A 26,322-nucleotide genomic window follows, 5' to 3' on the forward strand; every position below is an offset into this window, starting at 1 on the left:
TTAACCTATCTTATTAATTATATACACTTGATTTATGTTCGTGCTCATCTAATCCATCTACCTCTTCTACTTTAGAAACTCTTAACCCAATAGTTTTCTTTAAGATAAACAACACTACAAATGCAGTTGCCGCAGCCCAAGCTCCAATTGCCACAACACCAATTGCCTGAACACCTAATAGTGAAACACCTCCACCATATAACAATCCACCATCAGTTGCGAACACCCCAACCAATAAAGTTCCTAGCGCACCACAAACACCGTGTACCGAAACTGCACCAACAGGATCATCAACTTTTAATTTTTTATCGATAAAATCAATTGACAACACAACAACAGAACCTCCGATTAGCCCAATAACAAAAGCACCTGCAGGACTAACTGCTGCACAACCAGCGGTTATTGCAACCAAACCAGCTAAAGCACCATTCAACGTCATAGACACATCTGGCTTTCCATATCTTATCCAAGAAACACACATAGCAGCAAGAGCTCCAGCCGCAGCAGCCAAGTTTGTAGTAATAACAATACCCGCAACAGCATTTGCACTATCTCCTGAAATAGCTAATTCAGAACCAGCATTAAAACCAAACCAACCTAACCATAAGATTAGCACACCTAAAGCCCCTAACACCAAGTTATGACCTGGAATCGCGTTCGATTTTCCATTTGTATATTTCCCTAACCTAGGACCCACTAAAATTGCAGCCACTAGTGCAGCCCATCCACCAACTGAATGTACTACAGTTGAACCAGCAAAATCAACAAAACCAAGTTCTGTTAACCAACCTTCACCTTGCCACACCCAGTGACCAGAAATTGGATAAATAACCACAGTCATTATAAAAGAAAAGATAATATACGTAGTAAACTTTGTTCTACCAGCAATTGCCCCTGAAACAATAGTTGCAGCAGTCGCAGCAAATACAGTTTGAAAAAACAAGTTATGCATATCTTCTACATTATCGTAAAACAACGTTGGCTTCCCTATAAAAGAACCTATTGTTTCTCCATACATTACAGTATAACCTATTGCCCAGAACCCAATACTCCCAATACAAAGGTCCATTACATTTTTCATAATTATATTTCCTGCGTTTTTCGATCTGGTAAACCCAACCTCAACAAGGGTAAAACCCGCTTGCATAAAAAACACTAAAATTCCGCAGATCACAATCCACATTAAATCCAATACAGCGTTAGCTTCCATAATTTTTTATTTTTTAATAATTAGTTAATTCTTTTTTTTAATTTTTTAGTTTACAGCGTCAGTTCCTTTTTCCTTGGTTCTAATTCTATAAACCTCATCAATTGTAGAGACAAATAATTTACCATCTCCTACCATTCCTGTTCCTGCAGATTTTAGAATTGCATCAATAGTTATATCTAAGAAAGGATCAGAAACTACAATAGACAAAAATCTTCGTTGTATATCTGTTGTGCTATAACTAACACCTCTATAAACATGACCTTGTTTTTCGTTTCCAACTCCAGTTACATCCCAGTAACTAAAAAAATTGACTTCAATTTGATGTAAAGCTTCTTTAACTTCATCAAATTTTGACTTTCTAATAATAACTTCAATTTTCTTCATAATAAAGTGATTTTTATAATTGATTTCTTGACAAAAATATATTTATTTTTTTTACCCCCCTAATTTTTAGGGGTAGTAAATGTTATTTTTACATTTTATTTATTTTTACCCCTATTTTTTTAGGGTTTTGCAATTTTGATATGCTATTTTATCAATTTTAGACTTCTTTTACCTGAGCTTTACAACTTCACGGATAATAGAAGACATAAAAAAAATGTTAAATAGTTTAATTTTGAAGATTCAACGCATAACAAATCAGCTAGAAAACTGATTATCTAAGCTAGAATTATAAAATTAGATGGAGAATTAACCTAAATGAGAAATATGATAGGTTTATATAAAAAATAGAATATAATTAAGTTACACCGTTAAATAATGCATTATTTAAACAACACTTAAATATATAATTGAATAATACTTTGAATATTTAATGAAATAAATTCCATAAAAACAAAACATTAGGAAAAGGTAATAATTATACTAATAAAAATGGTAAATCAATTATTTAAAATCCAATTTACTAACATCCACCCAACTCCATTTACCCATTACAGTGCCGTTTTGCAAGGTTATAACACCTGGGTTTGACCTAATAATTGTTTTTAACATGGTTTCATCACCAAACAACATATCGAAATTTAAATTATATGTGTTTTTTATTTCAGAAAATTCTTCATTTAAAGAAGACGACAATGCATATACCAAATATCCATTATCAATTGCTTTATCTGTAACAACTTTAATATTTGAAAAACCCTCTTTATCACTAACACTTAAATTATATGCCACAACTAACATTACCTTATCACCTTGTAATATTGAAGTTGTAAGATCTTCTCCATCACTAGATTCCAAATAAAAATCATGAATTGGAGGCTCTATGTCGCCCACATATTCCATACCATCTGGAATGTTTTTTCCAATTGCATAAGGTCTAAAATCTATTAAAGGTAAATGGACTAACACATAATATATAATATATAAGAAAAGAAAAAACGAAAGAAACGAACTCCATTTAGCAACACTAATATTAAATAATGGTTTAATTTCTTTAACACCAATAACTAAAATAGCAATAAACGCAATTAATACTATATTTTTATAAAAAGTTCCCCAACTGGATAGTTTTACAGCATCACCAAAACAGCCACAATCTGTTACCTTATTATAATATGCCGAATACCACGTTAAAAAAAGAAATACCAATATAATACCAAGCAAACTCCAAACAGTTAATTTTGGCAAATACCCAACCAACAACATAACACCAAGCATTATCTCTGCTAATATTAATATAATAGAAAAAGGTAATGCATAGGGAATTAAAAATTCTAGATTTAAAACATCAGCTCCAAAATACTCTTGAAACTTATATGTTGACCCCAAAGGATCGACTAATTTTACAAATCCTGAAAAAATAAATGTTAAAGAAACGATTAAGCGAGAAATGTGAATTAGTATTTTCATTGTTTTAAGCTTCATTTATATGTATAAGTGCAAACACTGCGTAATTAATCATGTCTTGATAGTTAGCATCAATCCCTTCTGAAACCAATGTTTTCCCTTTATTATCCTCAATTTGTTTTACTCGTAACAACTTCTGTAAAATTAAATCGGTTAATGAGCTAACACGCATATCACGCCACGCTTCACCATAATCATGATTTTTATCTTCCATTAATTGCTTAGTAATTGCAATTTGCTCATCATAATAAGTAATGGCCTCCTCATTTGATAAATCTGGTTGTTCAACAACTCCTTTGTCTAGTTGAATTAACGCCATAATTGAATAATTAATAATTCCAATAAATTCAGAAACTTCACCTTCATCAACTTTTCTGGTAGAATTTTGCTGCAACTGACGAATTCGTTGTGCTTTTATAAAAATTTGATCGGTTAAAGATGGTAAACGTAAAATTCGCCAAGCACTTCCATAATCTTTTAGTTTATTTATATATAATGATCGACATTTTTCAATAACTGCGTCGTATTGTTTTGAAGTTTGTTGCATGTAACTTTAAATATTTCCGTAAATTTCGAACAAATTTAATGAATTAACCAAACATTTAATAAATAATGAAGAAAGTTGCTGTTTTTTGTGGTTCAAGTTTAGGATTTAGTGAAGTTTATAAAAATGATGCCATAAAACTTGGTAATTATTTTGCTGAAAACAACATTGGATTAGTATATGGAGGTGGAAAAATTGGAATGATGGGTGTTTTAGCGGATACCATTATAGATAAAAAAGGAGAAGTAATTGGCGTAATTCCAGGTTTATTAAGACACGAAGAAGTTGCTCATACAAATATTACAGAAATGATAGTGACTAAAACCATGAGTAAACGAAAGGTTAAAATTAGTAGATTGGTCGACGGCTACATTGCTCTTCCTGGTGGATTTGGAACTTTGGACGAAATTTTTGAAGCACTAACACTAGGTCAATTAGGAATTGAGCAAAAACCTGTGGGAATTTTAAATACAAATGGTTTTTTTAATTTTTTAATTAAACAACTAGACGTAATGGTTAAAGAAGGATATTTAAAACAATCTAATAAAGACATGTTAATTGTATCTAATTCTATTGATGATTTATTGATGCAAATGTTTAATTACAAAGCTCCGGTGATGACCAAAGTAATTAATACAGTTGTGAGCTAATGAGTAGTATTAATTGTAATGGAACATTAATTAACTTAAACGCCCCAAAAGTAATGGGGATTCTAAATATAACTCCCGACTCTTTTTTTGATGGCGGTAAACACTCAACCAATGAATTAATTATTAAGCACGTTAAAAAAATGCTAAACGAAGGAGCTACCTTTATAGATATTGGTGCTTATTCATCTCGACCTGGAGCCAAACATATTTCAGAAAAAGAAGAATTAATCAGACTACTTCCTGTTTTAGAATTAATCTTAAAAAATTTCCCGAAAGCAAGAATCTCTGTAGATACTTTTAGAAGTAACGTTGCCGAAAAAGCTATAATAGAAGGTGCTAGTTTAATTAACGATATCTCTGCAGGTGCAATGGACACTAAAATGTTTAGCACGGTTGCAAAACTTCAAGTACCATATATAATAATGCATATGCAAGGCACACCACAAACTATGCAAACAAATCCAAGCTACAAAAATGTAGTAACCGATGTGCTGTATTACTTTTCTGAAAAATTGCAACAATTACGATTGGAAGGTATTAACGATATTATTGCAGATGTTGGCTTTGGCTTTGGAAAAACCATTGAACATAATTACACTTTATTAAATAACCTTGAATTGTTTAAAAATCTTGAAATTCCAATACTTTCTGGTATTTCTAGAAAATCTATGCTGTACAAGCCTTTAAATATTTCATCAAACGAGGCTCTTAACGCAACAACTATTGCAAATGTAATAGCATTGCAAAAAGGGACAAATATTTTAAGAGTGCATGATGTTAAAGAGGCTATGGAAGCAATAAAAATTTTAGATTTACTTAGTTAAAAAGAATGAAAAAACTCACACTACTATTAATATTCGCTATATCTATTAGCTGTTCAAAAAAAGAAATAAAAATCCCAACATTAGCTATTAATGGAATTCAGGAAGTACACGACCACTCTCAGGTTTGGATGTTTTTAAAAATTGAAGACAATGATACTATTGCTGATATAAACAGAAAAAATACTATCAGCTCAACCAACTGGATTTATAACATTGATAAAAATCTACCTCTAAAATCCATAATTCCTTCTATAAATAAATTAAAACACAAACATGCTAATGGAATTCATTCAAAAGAAGGCAAGCATGATTATTTTAGCTACTCAGATACTATTTCTAAAAAACTTTCTTTTATTGAATTTGATAAAACAACATTTATTACCGACAGCGTTTTATCTAAAACTTTTATTAAAGAAAACAGCCAAGACTATAGTAATTACAACAACATAAGCTTAACTTTCAATCCAACAAACACTTGGGTTAATGATGCAAAAATGGAAAACGGAGAATTCAAAGAAACCCTGCTTCAATTTGTTGAATTTTCTGCTGAAGGTAATCAAACAATGCTACATTTAAATTTTAATCAAAACCTCAGGTACAAGGATTATCTGCTATATTTAACCCAAATACAATCGTTAAGGAATAACGCAATTTTAACAAATAACATTGAGTTTATTTTCGACCCAAATAAAGTTCCCGATTGCGGATGTGATTAAGCAACCAATATGTAATCTTTTTCCTATTTTTACAAAAAAAATAAACTAATGCTAGACTTTTTAGACTTTACTTTTCTTGATGCACTAGACATAGTATTAGTTGCTCTTTTGCTGTATTACATATATAAACTTTTAAAAGGAACTGTTGCTATTAATATTTTTATTGGTATTGCGTTGGTGGTTTTAATTTGGAAAATTACTCAAGCCTTACAAATGGAAATGCTTAGCGGCTTGTTGGGTACTTTAATAAGTGTTGGAGCCATCGCAGTTCTAATTGTTTTCCAGCCTGAGGTTCGTAAATTTTTATTAATGCTTGGGTCCACAAATTTTTCAAACAAAAGAAATTTTTTAAAACAATTAAAATTTTTAAATACCGAAATTCATACCAATATGAATGTAGAAACTATTATTGCCGCCTGTGAAGCAATGGCCTCTACAAAAACAGGTGCTTTAATTGTTTTGGAAAGAACCCATAATTTAGACTTTGTAAAAAATAGTGGTGATATAATGAATGCAGAAATTAATCAACCAATTTTAGAAAGCATTTTCTACAAAAATAGTCCACTACACGATGGAGCTCTAATTATTAAAGAAAATTACATAATCGCAACTCGTATAATACTACCATTATCAAAAAAACAACTACCATCTCGGTTCGGCTTAAGACATAGAGCTGCAATTGGTATTACTGAAAAAACCGATTGTTTATGTATTGTTGTTTCCGAAGAAACCGGAAAAATTACTTATATTAAAGATGGTGAATTTGTTCTATATAAAAATACTAATGAATTGATTGAAACTATAAGGTACGATTTAAATTAACTCTAATTTTACACAACCTCATTGGCAAATTGCATATCGTATAAATTTTTATAATAACCTTCTTTCTCTAACAATTCAGCATGAGAACCTTGCTCTACAATTAAACCTTTATCCATTACAATAATTCTATCTGCTTTTTTTACGGTAGTTAATCTATGGGCAATAATAATTGAAGTTTGATATTTAGTTATTTTATCTGTTGCCTCTTGAATTAATTTTTCTGAATATGAATCAATTGATGATGTTGCTTCATCCAAAATTAACACACTGGGATTACTAACATAGGCTCTTAAAAAGGCTATCAATTGTCGTTGACCAGATGAAAGCATAGCTCCCCGCTCTTTTACATTGTAATTATAATCGTTTGGTAAACTCATAATAAACTTATGAATTCCAATTTCTTTTGCCGCTTTTTTTACATCATCTAAAGAAACACCCTCTTTATTTAAAACAATGTTATTAAAAATGGTATCTGAAAATAAAAAAACATCTTGCAAAACCACTGCAATTTGATTTCTTAAGGACTGTAATGTATATTGAGCAATATTATGATTATCAATACAAATTTCACCATTATCTATATCGTAAAAACGATTTACTAAATTAATTATAGTGGATTTTCCCGCTCCGGTGGCACCTACTATTGCTACAGTTTCCCCAGCTTTAACGTTAAATGATATACCTTTTAAAACTTCTTCACCTTTTATATAACTAAAACGAACATCTTTAAAAGCTATATCACCTTTAAAATGCTCGGCAACAACTGTCCCATTTTTTGCAATTCTACTTTCAGTGTCCAATATTTCAAAAATACGATCACCGGCAACCATACCCATTTGCAAAGTATTAAACTTATCAGCAATTTGTCTTAAAGGTCTAAACAACATTTGAGACATCATAATAAAAGCTACTATTTCACCCGCATTAGTAATTCCTGAATTAACAATGTCAATTCCTCCAAACCAAACAATTAAACCTACTGCTATAGAAGTTAACACTTCCGCAATTGGAAAAAATATGGAATAATACCAAACTGTTCTTATATAGGCTTTTTTATGCTTTTCGTTAATTTTTACAAAGTTCTCATATTCTAATTTTTCGCGATTAAACAGTTGAACAATATTCATCCCTGTAACTCTTTCTTGCACAAAGCCATTTAAATTAGCAACTTGAGTTCTTACTTCTTGAAATGATGATTTAATAGCAATTTGAAATATTTTTGTAGCATATATTAAAATTGGCAGCACAATAAAAGCAACCAATGCCAGCTTCCAATTAATCAATAGCATTACAATTGCCACTACAAGCATTTTTAATAAATCACTTATAATCATAAACAAACCTTCACCAAAGAACTGTGCTATTGTTTCGGTATCTGAAACCAAACGTGTAACCAATTTACCCACAGAAGATTTATCGAAATAGGCCATTTTAAATTGCAACATATGATTTTGCAATTTCACTCTAATATCTTTTATAATATGTTGTCCTAGCCAGTTAACTTTGTAGATAAATACAAATTGCAACAAAACTTCCAAAATTAAAAAACCGCACATTATTAGCGAAAAATTTAACAAACCTACTTTGTCTTTACTCTCGAAGTATGTGTTTATTATTTCTTGAAGCAAAATTGGCTTAGCAACAGCTACTACCGAAAGAATAATTGCGGCAAGTGTACTTATAATAAATTCATAACGGTAACTCTTTGCAAAAGACATTAACCTGCTAAATATTTTTAAATCAAAGGCTTTACCTGTAATTTTTTTACTCATTTATAAATACTTTTTTAGGATACTTTACTTCAGTTAAAAACAAACCGCGTGCAGGAGCCGATGGCCCCGCATTTTTCCTATCTTTACTTTCTATTATTTTAATAAAATCTTCAATTGTAATTTTCCCAACTCCAACATCAATTAGAGTACCAACTACGGCGCGCACCATATTTCGTAGAAAACGATCGGCCGAAATATGAAAAACTAAATCATTTCCTTTCCTTACCCAAACAGCATTAGTTACATCGCAATTATACGTTTTAACATCAGTGTTAGAGCGAGAAAAACACTTAAAGTTGGCGAAAGTTAATAAAATTTCAGCCGCTTTATTCATTAATTCAACATTTAACTTTTTATTAATAAGTTGCCAGGTTGTATCTGTTAAAAAAGGATTTTTACCAAAATAAATACGGTATTCATAGCTTCTACTAAGTGCATCAAACCTTGCATGCGCATCGTCAAATACTTTAAAAATATTAAGCACCGCAATATCAATAGGTAGTAATGAGTTCATTTTATATAAAAATTCATTAGAATCAATTGAAGCATCATAGTCGAAATGAGCAAACAATTGTTGAGCATGTACGCCAGAATCTGTTCTTCCTGCTCCAACAACATTAATATCACATCTTAATATCGTTGTTAAAACCTTATTAATTAATTCTTGAATTGTTATAGCATTTGGCTGTAATTGCCATCCATGATAATTTGTTCCTTTATATGCTATTTCTATAAAATATCTCAATTGAAATGCTAATTTTGTACGACTGCAAATATAATGCTTATTTGTGAGTTTAAATTTTCAATAAGAATGAAAAAAATTATTTTACTTTCCGATACGCACAGTTTTATAGATGACCAAATACTTAAGTATATTAAAAAAGCAGACGAAGTTTGGCACGCTGGAGATATTGGAAGTATTGAGGTTGCTGATATCATTTCTAAATTAAAACCATTAAAGGCTGTTTACGGAAACATTGATAATAGCACTATTAGATCTGAATTTCCGTTAGATAATAAGTTCGAAACAGAAGGTGTTTCTGTTTGGATTACCCACATTGGAGGTTACCCAAACAAGTATGATTTTAGAGTAAAAGATGAACTTATCGCAAATCCTCCTAAAATTTTTATAAGCGGGCATTCACATATTTTAAAAGTAATTTATGATAAAAAATTAAACCTGCTGCATTTAAACCCTGGCGCCGCTGGTAAAAGTGGCTTTCATAAAGTAAGAACAATGCTTCGTTTTCAAATTTCAAAAGGAAATATTTCTAATTTAGAAATTATTGAATTAGAAAAACGTTAATTCTCAATTGGAACAGAAATAAAAATTTGAGTTCCTTCTTTTGAAGAATTTACTTCTATTGTACCGTATAAAACTTTTATTCTAGCTTTAACTTGATTTAAACCAATTCCTGCTTTACCCGAAATTCCCTTAGCGTCAAAACCAACTCCATTATCAGAAACATTTATAATTAAATTTGCATCTAACTGCTCTAATGAAATAATCCCTTTTTTTGCTTTACTATGCTTTAAAATATTATTAACACATTCATTTATAATATTAAACATTTTAATTTCAAAATTTTCTGAAAATCTACCTATATCTTTAGATATACAAATTAAACTAATACTTGAATTTGATGATTTTTCACACAAATCTTGAACTGCTACTGATAATCCAAATTTTACAAGTACTGATGATATTAAGTTGTGCGACAAATCTCTAATTTGCTCTGAAGCTTCATCTAATATTTGTTGAGCTTTTTCAATTTCAGTTGGAACATTTTCCTTTAATTTCTTTTTACTTGCATACAAATGTAAATTTGTTGCAGATAGTAAGGCACTAACATTATCATGAAGTACATTAGCAATCTTTTTTCGTTCTTCAAGTCTCCCATCTAAAGTAGCCGCTAAAATTTTTGATTGATTATCGGTTTTTATTTTTTCAATTTTATTCTGACTTAAAAGCTGCTCTTGATTTATTTGTAATACGTGATTTCTCTTGTTTAACTTATACAATTTATGTAAAAAATAAACGCCTAATAACAGTATTATTACTGCTATACTTAGGCCAAAAGTTAAATACTCTGCATCCTTTCTTTTGGCTTTTTCAATTTCTTTTTCCTTTTCTTTCTTCTCTAAATTATATTCAGATTGTATAACCGCAATTTCCTTATACTTTAACTCCTTTTGTAAAGAATCATTAAGTGAAAAATATTTATCCTGATATTCAAATGCTTTTTTATAATCTTTTAGTTTGCTATATGCATACGCCATATTTATATATGACTTATTTCTAGTTTGTTTTTGTAAATCTTCTTGTCCAAAACCTACTAAATCAAATGCCTTTTGAAAAGTTTCTAAAGCATTCGTGTATTTCCCTTGCATATAATAAACACTCCCAATATTGTTTAAAATTCCTGCTTCAATATCTTTGTTCCCAAGAATTTTTTGAAAATTGGCTGCTATTTTAAAATATTTAATTGCACTATCGTAATCACCATTTAAATAAAATATGCCTGATAAATTTGAATATAATTTTGCTTTTAAATCCTCGTTATCTACTACTTTTTCACCAACTTCAACTGCTTTTTCATAAAAAACTTTTGCAGAATCAATTTGACTATCTCTTTGAAAATTTCCTCCTTTTTTAAAAAAAACATATTCTAGGTTTCTAAGATCATCAGAAATTAAAGGAATAACTTCGTTAAAAATTGATGTGGATTTTTTATAATCTCCATTTTCTCTATAAATATCAGCAAGTAAAATTTTTGCCTCAATAACCTTTTTATTTTCTTTAGTTATTTTTACTTCTTCAATATATTTATATAATTTCTCTAAAGCCTCTTCACTTTTGCCATCTTCTAAAAGTTTTTTAATAAGTTTTAAGCTTCCATTATCAGATTCTAAATAATTAAAATGTTCATAATCAAACTTAAAATTAGCGGCTGCTACATGGTTTATCCCTAAAAAAAGTATTAGAAAACAATATAAAACTTTATACATAATTGAAAAAATAGCTAAATATTAAACAATATTGTGTTTCATTGCATAAATAGCCAACCCAACAACATTTTTAACTTTCAACTTATTTATTAAATTTTTTCGATGAGTTTCAACAGTATTAACACTAATATGAAGTTTAGCACTTATTTCTTTTGAATTCATTTCCTTACAAATTAATTTTAGCACATCTATTTCTCTTGGAGTTAGCGCACTAAAAAAAGTTCCATCTTGAGAAATTTCTTCAATGCTAGATGGGTTTGTTGAAAATGTAAGAAGTAGTTTTTCTTTAATACTATCGCTAAAATATTGTTTTCCACTATAAACATCATTTATTGCATTAACAATGCTATGTCCCGCACATTTTTTTGCTAAAAAACCACGTGCGCCAATTTTTAAAACCTCTTTAATTAATTTAGAATCATCGTAACTAGACAACACAATAACACTTTGTTGTAAACCTTTACTTAAGAAGCTTTTTAAAACAGAAATTCCATCAATCTTTGGCATATTAATATCTAAAATTAAAATATCTGCCTTATGATTATCAAACCAACTCAATACTTCTTCTCCATTGAGCGAAGTACCAACAATTTCAATATTTTCTTCTGATGATAATACTGCAACCAAACCATCAATTAACAATTGATGGTCATCGGCAATATGAACTGTTATCTTTCTCATAAATTTCCCTTTGCAAATATATTATTTAATAAAATCCCATACCATACTTAAAAGTAATGAAATTTATCCATCACGGAAAACCGTTAGAAACAAAAAACCATTTTAATTAAAATTAAAATGGTTTTTCTGCACTAAATATACTAAGATGTTAGGTTTACCGCAATCTGTCGACAGATTTTACAAGCTCCTCATCCTTTTTAATTGCTTTATTAGCCATTACAACTAATAGTATCGTTAAAATTGGAATAAGCAACCCAATACCCTTCTCCGAAACTTCCATTTCTCCAGATAAGTTTTGTGCAAAATATACGAGCACACCTAATAAAATAAAGTTGATCAAAATTGAAAGACGTCCCAAAACAAATTGTAGTTGTCTTTTTTTATATTGAAATACCGCAATTAATGTTATTAAAGATGATACTAAAAACAATAATGTAATTAATTTCAATAACATACTATCGGTATTAAAGGAATCTGTAGCAAAATACTTATTTCCCTCTTCAGTAACCCATAAATTCAAGAAGAAAATTAACCCTCCCGAAAATAAAGTTGCTAATAACAAGTAAATAGTTTGTATCCTTTGAATCATAATAAATTGATGGATTGCAAAAATACATTTTATTTTTAAAGTTCTAAACATTATTATGTGAAATATTTTCATATATTTGCATATCAATTGACTCTTACAAAGCAATTCGACTACAATTAAAACAACTAACCATCATTTAGTTTACTCACAATAAAATTCTTAGAAAGAATAACATATTACGTACGTTTATAAAAACAATAATTACAAAATAACATAATGTTTGAAATTTCCCAACTAAAGGAGAAAACTCTTGTTGAGCTACAAGAGATAGCAAAAACAATTGGAGCTAAAAAATATAGCCAGCTTAAAAAATTAGATTTAGTATATTTAATTTTAGATATTCAAGCTTCTACGCCTTCCAAAGTTCTTAAAAAAGAACCTACAAATAGTGATAACAAACCGAAGCGTAAAAGAATTACTAAAAAAGTTCCTGTAAAAAAGGAATCTTCTCCTGCTAATACTGATAAGCCTAAACAAAATGAAAAAGTTATTGAAGCAAATGCTGTTCCAATAACAAAAGAAATTAAGCCTAATTTACCTAAAGAGGCTAATGGAGAAACTCCTAAAGAAACTCCTAAAGAAACTCCTAAAGGTAAACCTAATCAACAACCAAAAAAGGCTATTTCTAATTCTGAAGCAACATCAAAAACAGCTACAAGAGAGGCTAAACAACAAGTTAAGCAACCTGCAAAACAACAGACTAAACAACCTCACAAACAACAAAATCCGAATCAACAAAATAGAGGTAAACAACAAAATCCTAATCAACAAAAGGATCAAAAAGATTCTCGAAAAAACAACAATCGCTACAGAGATCCCGATTATGAATTTGACGGAATTATCGAAAGCGAGGGTGTACTAGAAATGATGCCTGATGGATACGGTTTTTTACGTTCATCTGATTACAATTATTTATCTTCGCCAGATGATATTTATTTATCTCAATCTCAAATAAAACTATTTGGATTAAAAACTGGTGATACTGTTAAGGGAGTTGTACGCCCACCAAAGGAAGGAGAAAAATATTTCCCTTTAATACGCGTTTCAAAAATTAATGGATTAAATCCAAATGTTGTAAGGGATCGTGTTTCTTTTGAGCACTTAACGCCCTTATTTCCAGAGGAAAAATTTAATTTAGCAGGGAGATCAAATACACTCTCTACTAGAATAATGGATTTATTTTGCCCAATTGGAAAAGGTCAAAGAGGTATGATTGTTTCTCAACCTAAAACGGGTAAAACAATGTTATTAAAAGACATTGCTAACTCTATTGCATCGAACCATCCTGAAGTTTATCAAATAATCTTATTAATTGATGAAAGACCAGAAGAGGTTACAGATATGCAACGAAGCGTTAGAGGTGAAGTGGTAGCTTCTACTTTTGATGAACCTGCAGATAAACATGTAAAAGTTGCCAATATTGTATTAGAAAAAGCAAAGCGATTGGTTGAATGCGGTCATGATGTTGTTATACTTTTAGATTCAATTACTCGTTTAGCAAGAGCATACAATACTGTTGCGCCTGCATCTGGGAAAATTTTATCGGGTGGTATTGATGCTAATGCTTTACATAAACCAAAAAGATTTTTTGGAGCCGCACGTAACATAGAAAATGGTGGTTCTTTATCTATTATTGCAACTGCATTGACTGAAACTGGATCGAAAATGGATGAAGTTATTTTTGAAGAGTTTAAGGGTACAGGTAATATGGAGCTTCAATTAGAAAGAAATATTGCTAACCGTAGAATTTATCCTGCTATTGATTTGGTAAAATCCAGTACAAGAAGAGATGATTTATTATTAGACCCAAAAACTGTTAAACGCATGTGGGTACTAAGAAAATATTTAGCAGATATGAATCCTGTTGAGGCAATGGAATTTATTAAAGATAAAATTCAATTTACCACTTCAAATGAAGAATTTTTAATATCTATGAACGGATAACTTAAAACCTCATATCATAAAAAAAGCGAGCTAATGCTCGCTTTTTTTATGATTCAATTTATGTACATTTATAAATTAAAAGAATCTAGCTCTATTATCATTAATGTCTGCTGTTTCTTCTAGCACTTTATAAACTTGATTTCCTCTTCCTTGATATTCTGTTATAATTTTCTTTCTAAAAGAATCATAGTTTTCTAATTCAACAGGAGCGTCACGTTTTGTTACCTTCACAACAAATACTCCTTTTTCACCAGAAATTTTATCAGAAATTTCATTAATTTTTATTGTTGACATAGCCCCAACAACAGCAGGTTCATTTCCTACACCCGATAATAAAGGACTAGACAAACTAACCGAAGATGCGCTTCTAACAGTAACTCCGCTATTTTTTGCAATTTCTTCTAAAGAAGACCCAGTCATTTTTTTCTCAATTAATCCTGCCTTTTTCTTTTCAATTAATTCTTTTCGAACTCCAGTTAATAAATCTGACGAAAATGATATACCATCTTCAGTATAAATATTACTTAAAACAGTAACTGCATATCCTCTTTTTCCATTAACATCAATGTCAAATCTTTTTGAGTCTCCTTTTTCTCTTTCCTCATTAAACGCCCAAGTAACCATTTGACGTTGCGCACCCAATCCTGGAATTACTTCTGACAAAGCTTTTAAATCCATTGCCGATTGAACTATGTATTTATTTTCTTCAGCTACTTCATTTATATCTTTTCCCTCTGCTAACATTGCATTAAATGTTTCAGCCTGTTCAAAAATAATGTTTTCAGTTTCTTCTGAAGCCTCAATTAAACGAGCAAAGGTAGCCAGCTTCACAGCTTTCTCATATTTAGTTTGATCGTCTATTCTAATAATATGAAATCCAAATGCTGTCTCCACAATATCAATACTACCTTTTTTATTTTTATAAATAAAGTTTGCAAAATCTTTATCAAACGAAGCTGAAAATGCTTGATCTTTACGAACCCATCCAATATCTCCACCTTTACCTTTTGTTCCATCTGAATTAATTTCATCTGCAATTGATGTAAATTTGGATTTATTATTTTTTACAAGAGCAAAAACACTATCTATAGTTTTTCTTGCTTGTTCTTTTGTTTTTGTAGAAGTTGATCTTGTTGTTCCTGCAAATGGAACAATAATATGGCTAGATTTTACAGAATCTGGTAATTGAATTGTTTCAACAACTTTTGATATTTTATAATAACCATTTTGTTTATAAGGACCAACAACTATTCCTACTTCAGAATTAAATATTTCATCTGAAACTTCAGCATAAACTTGATTTTTGAACTTATATCCATTATCAATTCCTAAATCAGACTTGTTTTCGCTTAAAAATGCTTCATAATCTGTTGCATTTTTTAATCCAGCTATTTTAACTGTTGTTTTAGCAGCATTACTATACTCTTCTCTATCATTAATAAAGTTTTCAACTGTTTGTTTCGTTTCTGCGTCATCAGATTCAGAAGGAACTATATCAAATTTCACGTATTTTAAACTTCTTCCAGCTTCTGCCTTAAAACGTTTTTTATTATTTTTTAAATATGCTTGAATTTCATCTCTAGATACAGATCCTAAACTATCAGGTATTGAAGCGTATGGCACATATACAAACTGTGCATCCATTTTGGTGTTATTAAACAAATAATCGCGTTCACCTTCTTTTAATGAAGCACCTAAACCTGCTCTTACCAATGATGTATATGCCTCTCTTTCTAAGTTTTGTTTAATACTTTTTTCTGTAGCCAACCAACTTGTCCATGCTTGTGGATTACCAGCGTCTGCATCATCTTTCATATTAGCTATATATTCTTTAAGCTTTTCCTCATCAAATAAACCAGCCTCATTTTTAAATAATGGAGAATTCTGGATTTCGTTTAATGAAACCATTGCATCCCAAATATCCTTCTCTCCTACTACAATTCCAGCTTTTTCTAATTGGTCTTGAAAAACTTTTTCACCAACCATTCCTGTCCAAACTGCATTTACTGCTTGCATCTGTGAAACTCTGCCTCCATTTTGAGATCTATAATTCTCAACTTGACGTGCAAATTCCTCTCTATCTATTTCCTCTCCATTGACCTCTCCAATAGCATTAATCTTACTGGTACTGAAAAATTGTTGTATAGAACTTGGATCTAATACGAATGCAAAAAGTGCTAATCCTACAATTAGGATTAGAAACATTGAACGATCTCTAATTTTTGATAAAATTGCCATTATATTATTTGTTTTATTATAGTGTGCGAAAATACAATTAAGTATTTAATTATGAAAGTGAAATTACCACAATTAACAGTAAAAATAGGAACTAATAAATTATACATTTATTCTATTCAACTTTATCGATAATTTTTAGGTAAACTTCATTGATTTTTGATGAATCAACTCGTGTCATTTTAAATTGAAATTCATTAATTTCAATTATTTCTTCTTCTTTTGGAATATCTTCGTGATGATAAACTATAAAACCTCCCAAAGTTTCATAAGCTTCATTTTCTTCTATATTTAGATTATACGTTTCGTTTATATAATCAACCTCTAATCTTGCAGAAAATTCATATTCTCTATCATTAATTTTATTTTCAAGTAATTCTACAGTATCGTGTTCATCAATTATTTCCCCAAATAATTCTTCTACAATATCTTCTACTGTTATAACACCCGAGGTTCCACCAAATTCATCTAAAACAACAGAGATGCTTCTCTTTTTTTTGGTTAACACATTTAAAACATTGTTTATCATCATACTTTCTGGAACAAATTCAACAGGAAGTAGTATGGACCTTATGTTTTTTGGTTTTTTAAATAACTCAAACGCATGAACATATCCTAAAACATCATCTAAAGAAACTTTATATACAAGTATTTTTGAATACCCTGTTTCTATAAATAATTTTTTTAAATTAGTAATAGTCTCTCCTATTTCAACGGCAACAACTTCGGTTCTAGGAATCATTATCTCCCTAGCTTTTAAATTGTTAAAATCTAATGCATTTTGAAAAATTTGAATTTCCGTATCTACATCCTCATAATCTTTTGCATTTTCTAATTGTTTTGTAATATAATTTCCCAATTCTATTTTGGTAAACTCTTTTTGCTCAACGTCTTTTGTTGAATTAAAAAAAGTTCTCAGAAAAAAATCTGATATAAAGGTTATAAAATTTGATATAAAATGAAAAATCACATAAAAAAAGTAGGCCAATGGTGCAAAAAACCAAAGCATTTCATTAGCGTAAATTCGAAATATTGCTTTAGGTAAAAATTCGGCCGATACTAAAATTATAATAGTTGAAATTATTGTTTGAAGAAATAAAAGTGTAAATTCATTAAAACTCTCAATGGGAAGTAATTGAATTAAAAATTCTCCCATAAAAAAACTATAAACCACAAGAGCTATATTATTACCAACCAACATGGTAGTAATAAATTTGGAGGAGTTTGAAGTAAGCCTACTTAAAATTTTCGAGGTAAAACCTATTTTCTTTTTTTCAAGTTCAACTTGAAATTTATTAGCCGATACATATGCTATCTCCATCCCCGAAAAAAAGGCAGAAAGCAATATAGATATTAATATTACAGCTATTTGAACCTCCATTTAATCTTTAGTCCTATTTTCCATTCTAGCTCTAAATCTTTTCTTAAAGAAATACATAAAAATCGCTAAAATTGCAAAAACCAATAGTAAATAAGATCTAGATCTATCCGTATTCCAATTTAATACAGTTTCTACTAAGAACACAACGGCAATAATTAAGTAACCGTATTCAAATATTTTGGAAATATTTTTCATAATTTATTCGTTTAATTTAATAACTCCACTTTGATTTTTAACCCACCAAATATCTAAATCTTCTGAAGCTTCGAAACCAGTTCCATAAATGGTATCTGTTTCAGTGTAAAATACAAATCTTTTTTCAGTAAAAAAATAATGTGTTTTTTGATCCCAATAAATTTCTGAAGTCTCTAATTTATTCTTTTTTGAATAATTAATTATTACAACATTATTTCTTATTTCAGAAACTTCTGTCTTATCGTAGCTTTTTGCATAATCTCCTTTTATAGAAGTAGAATCACCATTTTTTTCAATTGTGGTTATATAAATACCTTCCGGAAATTCTGAATACGGATGTTCTTCTCTATTTCTAAAATCGAGCATAATTGGAGATTTCATTTTAACATCCACCCTACCAGAGTCTGTATGTTTCATATAAATATCCTTAGCTACTCCAATGGGTAAATTTTTATCAGCTAAAAAATCTCTCACTTCTTTAGCGTCGTTAGTACATGAAAAAAACATTGCTATTGAAAATACAATAGCAATGTTTCTTACATTATGTACAATTGATTTTGTCATATAACAAATATAATCAATTATAATATTTTAATTAAAATTATTAAGGAACTCTAACTGTTTCATTTATCCAACATCCTATTTTATGTGATGTTCCAGATTTAACACCTGCAACAAATAAATCTTTTGTAGTAGGAATATTACCCGAATAAGAATTTATAAATCTATTGGCAAGAGAACTAATACTAGGATCAATTGCTTTTGCTTTTCTAGCTTTATTTAATGCTGCCACATATACCATTCTTTTTGAAACAATATCAGTTCCACAAGAGTTTGCACTAGATGCATACATACTTCCTATTAACAAGTAGGCTTTACCCATTGTTGGCTGTTGTTCTAAAGCTTGGTAGCAATAACTTCTTGCTTCAGACTTTCTTCCTTTTTTACTAAGAATTTGTGCTACTTTATATAAGTGACCCGCCTTTTTGTAAGTATCGGTTTCTTGATCAACCGCTTTTTTAAAGTATTCCATTGCCTTATTTGTTTCACCATTCTTCATTAAAATACCAGCGTAAAATACAGAGGCCTGAGGAGAAGGATCGGCATGAACATAAGCCTCAACTAACTGATCATAAAGTGGATCGTCTGTACATTCTTTATTATACATTCTCGATACAGCTCTTTTTAACCAAATACCATCATTTTTAAATTTATCAAAGTTCTTTCTATTAAAAGGAATTAATCGTTCACACGTAGATATAGAAGCAAGTTTTTGATCTAATCCACTTTCTACAATAGATAAATTTGTTGTTAATTGTTGATAAATTTTTCTGTTTTTAACATCTTTTGATGAAATTTTTGTAGAATCTTTTGCATTAATTGCTCCAATTTTTTTTGCGTAATATTCTCTTTTTAATTCAATAGCTTCTCCAACTTCATCATAGGTATCAAATACTTTTTGAGTGTCAGAATCTTTATATTTATTTAAAATAATATCAAAATAACTGTAAATGTTTTTTGGTGAAAGTTCTGTTGGATCTAATTTAAAAGTTTGCTCTAATAATCCGTAAACAACGTCTTCAGATGAACCTGCTTCAGCTTCAAAAGTTGCCATCTTATCTAAAACATCTGCTTTATCTTTTGGAAAATGCTCTAATCTTTGTTTGAAAACTCTTCTTACAACATCCGCAGCAGCAGCTTTATCTGCAGGAGCTGCATTTTCAAATTTATGCTCTGCTATTTTGACTCCATACTTATAAATATTAACAGATAAAGTTGGACAGTTATCCATACACCACATCCAGTTTTCATAAGCATTATCATAATTTTTTGCGTTGTAATCTCCTTTAAAAAGGTTATACTTTATAGTACAATCTGCATTAGCTTGTGCAAATACAATGGGTGTTGATACTAATAAAAATAATAAGGTTACTACATGTCTCATTTTTTTCATTTCTCTAATTTTTAATTAAAATATTTCTCGTTTTTTAAACCATTTATCATTTAATGAAAAACTCAATCTAAAATTCATATAATTTTCCTGAATTAATCCATTAGTAATTTTTCCTCTTTTTCCAAATTCGAATCCAAGATTTAAGTTAGATAACTGATTACTTACTGGTAACCCTACTCCAAAAGATATGCCAAAATCGTCAATTGGTGTAAAATCACTACCAACTCCATCTCCATTAACCTTTAAACCTGTTTTTTCAAACTTTAATCCAGCTCTATAAGTTACTCTTTCCCAGTAACTTGTAATTGACGTAAACTTTGGAGTATAAAATCCTCCAATTGAAATTTTACTGTATTTGTCGTATGCTATTCTTGAATAATTTGCATTTACACTTCCTTCTAACTCTATAGCTTCCTGAAAACTATAATCGACACCAGCAAACCATTTATTTTCTCGTCCAACTCCAATACCAACAGAAGATTTTAAAGGTGACTTTATTAACCCTTTACTTTCTAGGCTTAAAATTGTATCTCTTGGAACACCTGCCGCAGATAAAGAATAAATATTTTCCTTCCCATCTGTATCAGTTTCAGATTCTATTTCAAAATTCGCTCCTAAATGAAAATTCAATTTATCATTTAATTTAGTTATGTATTGAAATCCACCGTTCAACGCAAATCCTTTTACAGTAGAAATAGTTTCATATTTTGTTCCTAAAGAAGCGCCTTTTAATTGATTTACAATACTGTTTTCAACTTCTCCAAAAATATAATTTCCTTGAAGACCAACACTAAGTCCTTTAAATGGTTGAATTCCAAAACCTAAAAATACCTTATTCGTACCTCCTTCTCCTTCATAAATTGAAACTTCAGATAGTTCATTCTCAGAATCATATATACTTGATGTTAAAGAATAACCAACGGATGAGTTTGGCATTAAACCAAACGATAATCCAGCTTTTTCACTTAATGGGATTCCCATAGCTAAATAGGAAAGGTACGTAGCAGAACCTGCCTCTGAATCAACACCATCTTTAGCTGTTATATTTATGTTTTCAATTCCAAGTGTATAGGTTGTAAATTTTAGACCCGATAATGATGCTGGATTGGATAAGTTTAAACGAAAAGCTTCATTTAATGAAACTCCAATTCCACCCATACTAATTTGATCAACAGTATTTGTATTGTTTTTATCTCCAATACCAAAAAAAGAATATGCCGAGGCATTATTTTTTTGAGCAAAACTGATAACCGATATAAATAGTGTTAAAACTACTATTATTTTTTTTATCATTTATTTTAAATTATAGGTCAAAATTGTATTTAATCCTTCTAGCAAAAAATTAGGATTGGCAAATATGCTATTTTTTAATTTATTTGACAAGAATTTAGCATCTCCTCCTGTTAAAACTACTGTTAAATCTCTATTTTTTTTTCTATAATCAAAAATTGAACCATCAATTTCATTTATAATGCCATTAATTACTCCCGAGTGAATACTGCTTTCGGTTGAATTTCCAATTAATTCTATTGAAAAAATAGGTTCAAGAAGTGGTAATTTTTTTGTGAACATATTAAGTGCCATATACCTCATTTTTAAACCTGGTGAAATGGCTCCTCCAAAATAGCATTTAATACTATTAACAAAATCATAGGTTATACAAGTACCTGCATCAATTATTAAAACATTTTTATTTTTAAACTTTGAAACTGCAGCCGAAACCAAAGCAATTCTATCTACTCCAAGCGTTTTTGGTGTTGAATAATTGTTTTTAAATGGAATTTTAGTGTCAGAATTCAACTCTATTAGCTTAATTTTTGATTTTATTTCTTCAATTTCATTTTTTTTTACATTTCCAACCGAAGAAATTATTCCACTTGTACAATTGTATTTTTCAATTAAAACAATTGCAGTATGAAGAAGATTTTTCTCTGTAATCACTTCATTATAAATTAATTCACTATTATTAAAAACAGCAATTTTAATTCTAGTATTTCCTATATCGATTATTAAATGCATTAAGTTTTTTTAACAAGTATCAAAAATACGACAGATTTTTTAAAAAATGTTTGGTTTAGTATAAAAAATACATTTATATTTGCATCCGCTAACGCAATGGTGCCTTAGCTCAGTTGGTAGAGCAAAGGACTGAAAATCCTTGTGTCCCTGGTTCGATTCCTGGAGGCACCACCATAAAAACCCGAACAAAAGTTCGGGTTTTTTAATTTTACATATAGTATAAAAAAAAACCTGTTGATAATTTCAACAGGTTTTTTTATGGCTTATATTTTTTTTAATTAATCATCTAAATCAGCTTCTAAATCTACATCATCCACTGAAATATCTAAATCATCGTTAATTTCTGTATCTTCTTCTTCTTCTTCATAATTATCCATTGAATCGGCTAATTCTTCGCTTATTTTAACCAAATAAATGGTATCCTCTGTTTTTACTTCAACCGCATCAACAAATTGACCTTTATGATTTGTAAAATGGACAATATCTCTAATTCCGTATCCGTCAGGAAATTTTTCTACCAATAAATTTAATATTTCTGGTGTTAATTTTTTATAATCTACTATTATCCTCTTCAAAATAAATATGTTATAATTAGACTTAAAACTGTAATAATTACACTAAAAATGTAATTTCAATTTCTCAAATATAAAAAAATAAATGAATGAATAAATAAAGTAAATAAAAAAAAACTAAATTTATTTTAAACAAAAAAGACATAAAAAAAACCAAGATTCCTCTTGGTTTTAGACTTAGATTAATGATCTGTTTTACAACATTTTAAGATTATTAACTTCCATCTCTGTTAAATATCTCCAATGTCCTCTTGGTAAATCTTTTTTTGTTAATCCTGCAAAAATAACGCGATCTAATTTTGAAACGCTATAATTAAAATGTTCAAAAATTCTTCTTACAATTCTATTTCTACCAGAATGAATTTTAACACCAACTTCATTTTTCGGTTGATTTAATATATAGGATATTTCATCAACTTGAATCCTACGTTCATCAAGTATAAAACCTTCGGCTATTTTATTCAAATCTGAATTGCTTAATTTCTTATCTAATGTAGCGTGGTATATTTTTTGAATATTATGCTTAGGATGTGTTAATTTTTTGGCAAGCTCTCCATCATTTGTAAACAATAAAAGTCCTGTTGTATTTCTATCTAACCTTCCAACTGGATATATACGTTCCTTTGATGCATTTGAAACAAGATCCATTACCGTTTTTCGCCCTCTATCATCTTCCATTGTGGTTATGAAATTCTTTGGCTTATTAAGTAAAACATATCTCTTTTTTTCTGGACTTATTAAAGATCCATCAAATCTTACTTCATCGGTTGGCATAACCTTATACCCCATTTCGGAAATTATTTTACCATTAACAGTGGCATTTCCAGCAGCAATAAAAACATCTGCCTCTCTCCTTGAACATATTCCTGAATTTGAAATATACTTATTTAAGCGAATTCCCTCGCTTTCATTAGAAATACTTACTTGTTTAGGCTTACTTCTTTCCTTATCTTTATCTACAAATTTTCTTTTTGTGTCAAATTTTTTATTTGAAAAATTTTGAGATCCTCCCCTAGTATCAGAATCAGTAGATTTTTTAAAAGGTTTTGATTTTGAATGATCTGAAAATTTTCTATTCCCTCCAGATTTACTTGTTGAAGATTTTTGAGGACTCTTTTTTCCTTGGTGTCGTCCTCTCGACGAGTTTTTATTAGAATTCATTATTTTAATTTTTTGCAAAAGTATATCTAATCTTCTTATAAAAAAAATAACATTTCAAAAATTACAACGGTAACAAATTATAAAACAGATTGATATAGAGGTATAAACACTAAAATTAAATTATTATAAACAACTACATTTTTTACACTATTATTACTTATTTAAACTATTAGCTTTTCACAAACTAAAACAAAAAATTTTACAAGTAGCTTTAAAAGACAAAAAATTCAAGATAATATGTGGTAGCTAAGAGCAACAAACAAGGAATACAGATTTAAATTTAGTTGATAGTTTAAAATAATATCTCTTTTACAATATTCGATTTATTATAACAGAATAATCAATTAATGCAAGGCTAAAAACTCCTGCCAATATTAGAAACTTTAATAGTAAATGAAGAATTACAAATTGCTTTTTACTTTTACTAAACCATAACAAAAATACAAATACAGTTAACACCAATATACTTCCATAAAAATAATATTTCATCCCTCCAATTTCAGGGTATTTTAATAAAAAGTAAATTGGATTGAGTGTTAAAAAAACCAATAAGGTTATTAATATTTTCGTAAAATATTCTCCGTATTTAACCGCAATTGTTTGATAGTCTTGGACAAAATCTCCTTGAATTCTTTCTAAATCTTTAATTAATTGCCTTACTAACAATATAAAAAACAAAAAAGCGGCGTGCGTAAAAATAATTTCAGAAAAATTTTTATAGTAAACAAATATTGCGAAAAAAGGTAAAATTTCGAGAATTGCAGCTGTAAACAATCCAATTAATGGATATTTTTTTAATTTATGTGAATAAAACCAAATTCCAAAAATATAAACTGCAAAAAACAATGATGCCCTAAAAGAGACAAATAAGGCAATTAAAACGCCTATAAAATTTAGAGCAAAATAGATACGTAATTTTACTCTTTGGCTTACAATAGCATCTATTTTAGATTTCACTGGACGATTTATACGATCTGTTTCTGTATCGTAAAAATTATTAATAATATACCCCGCGGCAATTACGCATAATGTTGACAACACAATTAAATATAAGTGAATATCTAATAATACGTGACGAAGTGATTTATCCGGTGAAAAAATAAAAATTGATGCTAAATATTGAGCTATTACAATTAAAAAAATATTATAACCGCGAACAACAGAGAATAAACTTAATAGTTTTATATATAACGGAGCATTTTTTTTGCTGTTATTTTTTGAGATTTCTAATAAATCCATTATTGAAATTTTTCTCGATTACAAACTCTTAAAATCTATAAACTAACTCTAAATTATAGTTTTTTAGCAGCTCTTTTGTTTTGTTGTAATCCTTAGTAAAGCCTAAAATATAACCTCCACCTCCAGAGCCACAAAGTTTTAAATAATAGTCGTTAGTTTCTAAACCTTTTTGCCAAACATTATGAAAGCGTTGAGGAATCATTGGTTTAAAATTATCTAATACAACTTTAGAAAGTCCTTTTACATTTCCTAATAAGGATTTAACGTTTCCTTTCAAAAAATCATCTATACAAGCATCTGTATATTTAGCAAAATCTTCATTTAACATTTTTCGAAAACCTTCATTTTTCATTTTTGTCATAAAAATGTTAATCATAGGTTCCGTTTCACCCATTATTTCAGAATCTAACAAGAAAACTGCTCCTTTTCCTTCCCTTTGAGCAGGTATTCCTGTTGCTTCTAAATTATCTTTTGAATTGATTAAAATTGGAATGCTTAAATATGAATTTAATGGATCTAAACCTGAACTTTTTCCGTGAAAAAAAGATTCCATTAAAGAAAAAACTTGTTTTAACAACATTAACTTATCACGAGTTAAGTTTTCTAAAACAGTAATTTTATCATCGGCATATTTATCATAAATTGAAGCAACTAGCGCTCCAGAACTCCCAACTCCATATCCTTGTGGAATACTAGAATCAAAGTACATACCATCTTCAATATCAGCTTTAAATTCATCTAACCTAAAATTTACTAAGTTAGTTTCCAATCTTTTTAAATAGACGTAAAACTTCTTTAAATTCTCATTAGATTTTTTGGCATTATCATTTAGCTCTTCTGTCTTTTTTAAAGCTCCTTGAAAACTATTGTAAGGAATGGCCAAACCTTTGGAATCTTTTATAATTCCATACTCACCAAATAACAATATTTTAGCGTAAAAAAGTGGTCCTTTCATAA

The 26,322-nt window shown here is 29.3% G+C and carries 26 protein-coding genes and 1 tRNA gene; 7 read left to right on the forward strand and 20 right to left on the reverse strand.

The features are described from left to right. Window positions 1-13 precede the first annotated feature (13 nt). The 4 genes from Q0776_RS11140 to Q0776_RS11155 all read right to left on the reverse strand — a co-directional run bounded on the left by Q0776_RS11140 (window position 14) and on the right by Q0776_RS11155 (window position 3,605). Complete coding sequence (locus Q0776_RS11140; RefSeq protein WP_298368144.1) at window positions 14-1,210, reverse strand: ammonium transporter; 1,197 nt, start codon at window positions 1,208-1,210, stop codon at window positions 14-16. Between the two features lie 45 nt (window positions 1,211-1,255). Next, entirely contained in the window at window positions 1,256-1,594 is a 339-nt protein-coding gene (locus tag Q0776_RS11145) for a P-II family nitrogen regulator (protein WP_298368145.1), read from the reverse strand. Window positions 1,595-2,095: 501 nt separating this feature from the next. Beyond that, a complete protein-coding gene (locus tag Q0776_RS11150; protein ID WP_298368146.1) occupies window positions 2,096-3,061 on the reverse strand; it encodes a DoxX family protein in 966 nt (321 codons plus the stop codon). A gap of 4 nt (window positions 3,062-3,065) precedes the next feature. After that, window positions 3,066-3,605 (reverse strand): DUF1599 domain-containing protein, encoded by a 540-nt coding sequence (locus Q0776_RS11155; RefSeq protein WP_298368148.1) that lies wholly within the window; start codon window positions 3,603-3,605, stop codon window positions 3,066-3,068. Window positions 3,606-3,670: 65 nt separating this feature from the next. On the opposite strand from Q0776_RS11155, the gene Q0776_RS11160 reads away from it, so the two are divergent. The 4 genes from Q0776_RS11160 to cdaA are packed head-to-tail and all read left to right on the forward strand — an operon-like array spanning window position 3,671 to window position 6,614. Then, complete coding sequence (locus tag Q0776_RS11160) at window positions 3,671-4,252, forward strand: TIGR00730 family Rossman fold protein (protein ID WP_298368150.1); 582 nt, start codon at window positions 3,671-3,673, stop codon at window positions 4,250-4,252. After that, on the forward strand, window positions 4,252-5,076 hold the full coding sequence (gene folP / locus Q0776_RS11165; protein ID WP_298368151.1) for a dihydropteroate synthase: 825 nt from the start codon (window positions 4,252-4,254) through the stop codon (window positions 5,074-5,076). The genes Q0776_RS11160 and folP overlap by 1 nt, the downstream gene beginning before the upstream one ends. 5 nt (window positions 5,077-5,081) lie before the next feature. Beyond that, complete coding sequence (locus Q0776_RS11170) at window positions 5,082-5,792, forward strand: hypothetical protein (protein ID WP_298368153.1); 711 nt, start codon at window positions 5,082-5,084, stop codon at window positions 5,790-5,792. Window positions 5,793-5,840: 48 nt separating this feature from the next. After that, window positions 5,841-6,614, forward strand: coding sequence for a diadenylate cyclase CdaA (gene cdaA / locus Q0776_RS11175; protein ID WP_298368154.1), 774 nt, complete (start codon window positions 5,841-5,843; stop codon window positions 6,612-6,614). Window positions 6,615-6,622: 8 nt separating this feature from the next. On the opposite strand, the gene Q0776_RS11180 is transcribed toward cdaA, so the two are convergent. Next, the gene (locus Q0776_RS11180; RefSeq protein ID WP_298368156.1) at window positions 6,623-8,386 is read right to left on the reverse strand and encodes an ABC transporter ATP-binding protein; all 1,764 of its coding nucleotides are present in this window, start codon (window positions 8,384-8,386) and stop codon (window positions 6,623-6,625) included. After that, complete coding sequence (gene truA / locus Q0776_RS11185; RefSeq protein WP_298368158.1) at window positions 8,379-9,131, reverse strand: tRNA pseudouridine(38-40) synthase TruA; 753 nt, start codon at window positions 9,129-9,131, stop codon at window positions 8,379-8,381. The genes Q0776_RS11180 and truA overlap by 8 nt, the downstream gene beginning before the upstream one ends. A gap of 66 nt (window positions 9,132-9,197) precedes the next feature. Here truA and Q0776_RS11190 point away from each other — a divergent pair, with 66 nt between their 5' ends. Next, on the forward strand, window positions 9,198-9,692 hold the full coding sequence (locus Q0776_RS11190) for a metallophosphoesterase family protein (RefSeq protein ID WP_298368160.1): 495 nt from the start codon (window positions 9,198-9,200) through the stop codon (window positions 9,690-9,692). On the opposite strand, the gene Q0776_RS11195 is transcribed toward Q0776_RS11190, so the two are convergent. The 3 genes from Q0776_RS11195 to Q0776_RS11205 all read right to left on the reverse strand — a co-directional run bounded on the left by Q0776_RS11195 (window position 9,689) and on the right by Q0776_RS11205 (window position 12,665). Continuing rightward, entirely contained in the window at window positions 9,689-11,395 is a 1,707-nt protein-coding gene (locus tag Q0776_RS11195) for a tetratricopeptide repeat protein (RefSeq protein WP_298368161.1), read from the reverse strand. The genes Q0776_RS11190 and Q0776_RS11195 overlap by 4 nt on opposite strands. Before the next feature lie 21 nt (window positions 11,396-11,416). Next, window positions 11,417-12,076, reverse strand: a complete 660-nt coding sequence (locus tag Q0776_RS11200; protein ID WP_298368163.1) for a response regulator transcription factor — start codon at window positions 12,074-12,076, stop codon at window positions 11,417-11,419. Between the two features lie 154 nt (window positions 12,077-12,230). Next, on the reverse strand, window positions 12,231-12,665 hold the full coding sequence (locus tag Q0776_RS11205) for a DUF4293 domain-containing protein (RefSeq protein WP_298368164.1): 435 nt from the start codon (window positions 12,663-12,665) through the stop codon (window positions 12,231-12,233). Between the two features lie 216 nt (window positions 12,666-12,881). Between Q0776_RS11205 and rho the strand changes: the two genes are divergently transcribed. Continuing rightward, window positions 12,882-14,609, forward strand: a complete 1,728-nt coding sequence (rho, locus tag Q0776_RS11210) for a transcription termination factor Rho (protein WP_298368166.1) — start codon at window positions 12,882-12,884, stop codon at window positions 14,607-14,609. 75 nt (window positions 14,610-14,684) lie between these two features. Here rho and Q0776_RS11215 read toward each other — a convergent pair whose 3' ends face one another. The 7 genes from Q0776_RS11215 to Q0776_RS11245 form a co-directional block, all read right to left on the reverse strand. After that, complete coding sequence (locus Q0776_RS11215) at window positions 14,685-16,847, reverse strand: peptidylprolyl isomerase (protein ID WP_298368168.1); 2,163 nt, start codon at window positions 16,845-16,847, stop codon at window positions 14,685-14,687. Window positions 16,848-16,959: 112 nt separating this feature from the next. Then, window positions 16,960-18,225 (reverse strand): hemolysin family protein, encoded by a 1,266-nt coding sequence (locus Q0776_RS11220; protein ID WP_298368171.1) that lies wholly within the window; start codon window positions 18,223-18,225, stop codon window positions 16,960-16,962. Further along, a complete protein-coding gene (locus Q0776_RS11225) occupies window positions 18,226-18,420 on the reverse strand; it encodes a hypothetical protein (protein ID WP_298368172.1) in 195 nt (64 codons plus the stop codon). Window positions 18,421-18,423: 3 nt separating this feature from the next. Then, a complete protein-coding gene (lptC, locus tag Q0776_RS11230) occupies window positions 18,424-18,984 on the reverse strand; it encodes an LPS export ABC transporter periplasmic protein LptC (protein WP_298368175.1) in 561 nt (186 codons plus the stop codon). Window positions 18,985-19,024: 40 nt separating this feature from the next. After that, on the reverse strand, window positions 19,025-20,374 hold the full coding sequence (locus tag Q0776_RS11235) for a tetratricopeptide repeat protein (protein WP_298368176.1): 1,350 nt from the start codon (window positions 20,372-20,374) through the stop codon (window positions 19,025-19,027). Between the two features lie 15 nt (window positions 20,375-20,389). Next, window positions 20,390-21,667, reverse strand: a complete 1,278-nt coding sequence (locus Q0776_RS11240) for a hypothetical protein (RefSeq protein WP_298368178.1) — start codon at window positions 21,665-21,667, stop codon at window positions 20,390-20,392. Next, entirely contained in the window at window positions 21,668-22,393 is a 726-nt protein-coding gene (locus tag Q0776_RS11245) for a type III pantothenate kinase (protein WP_298368181.1), read from the reverse strand. 98 nt (window positions 22,394-22,491) lie between these two features. Here Q0776_RS11245 and Q0776_RS11250 point away from each other — a divergent pair. Beyond that, a tRNA-Phe gene (locus Q0776_RS11250) sits at window positions 22,492-22,567 on the forward strand. Window positions 22,568-22,671: 104 nt separating this feature from the next. Here the strand turns inward: Q0776_RS11250 and Q0776_RS11255 are convergent. The 4 genes from Q0776_RS11255 to Q0776_RS11270 all read right to left on the reverse strand — a co-directional run bounded on the left by Q0776_RS11255 (window position 22,672) and on the right by Q0776_RS11270 (window position 26,320). Beyond that, window positions 22,672-22,968, reverse strand: a complete 297-nt coding sequence (locus Q0776_RS11255; protein WP_298368183.1) for a hypothetical protein — start codon at window positions 22,966-22,968, stop codon at window positions 22,672-22,674. Window positions 22,969-23,160: 192 nt separating this feature from the next. Beyond that, entirely contained in the window at window positions 23,161-24,126 is a 966-nt protein-coding gene (locus tag Q0776_RS11260; protein WP_298368186.1) for a pseudouridine synthase, read from the reverse strand. Between the two features lie 309 nt (window positions 24,127-24,435). After that, window positions 24,436-25,365: a geranylgeranylglycerol-phosphate geranylgeranyltransferase gene (locus Q0776_RS11265; protein ID WP_298368190.1), complete on the reverse strand. Its 930-nt coding sequence runs from the start codon at window positions 25,363-25,365 to the stop codon at window positions 24,436-24,438. A 28-nt stretch (window positions 25,366-25,393) separates the two neighbouring features. Then, on the reverse strand, window positions 25,394-26,320 hold the full coding sequence (locus Q0776_RS11270) for a mevalonate kinase (RefSeq protein ID WP_298368192.1): 927 nt from the start codon (window positions 26,318-26,320) through the stop codon (window positions 25,394-25,396). Window positions 26,321-26,322: the final 2 nt, after the last annotated feature.

The sequence above is a fragment of the uncultured Lutibacter sp. genome (assembly GCF_947495725.1).
Lineage (GTDB): Bacteria > Bacteroidota > Bacteroidia > Flavobacteriales > Flavobacteriaceae > Lutibacter.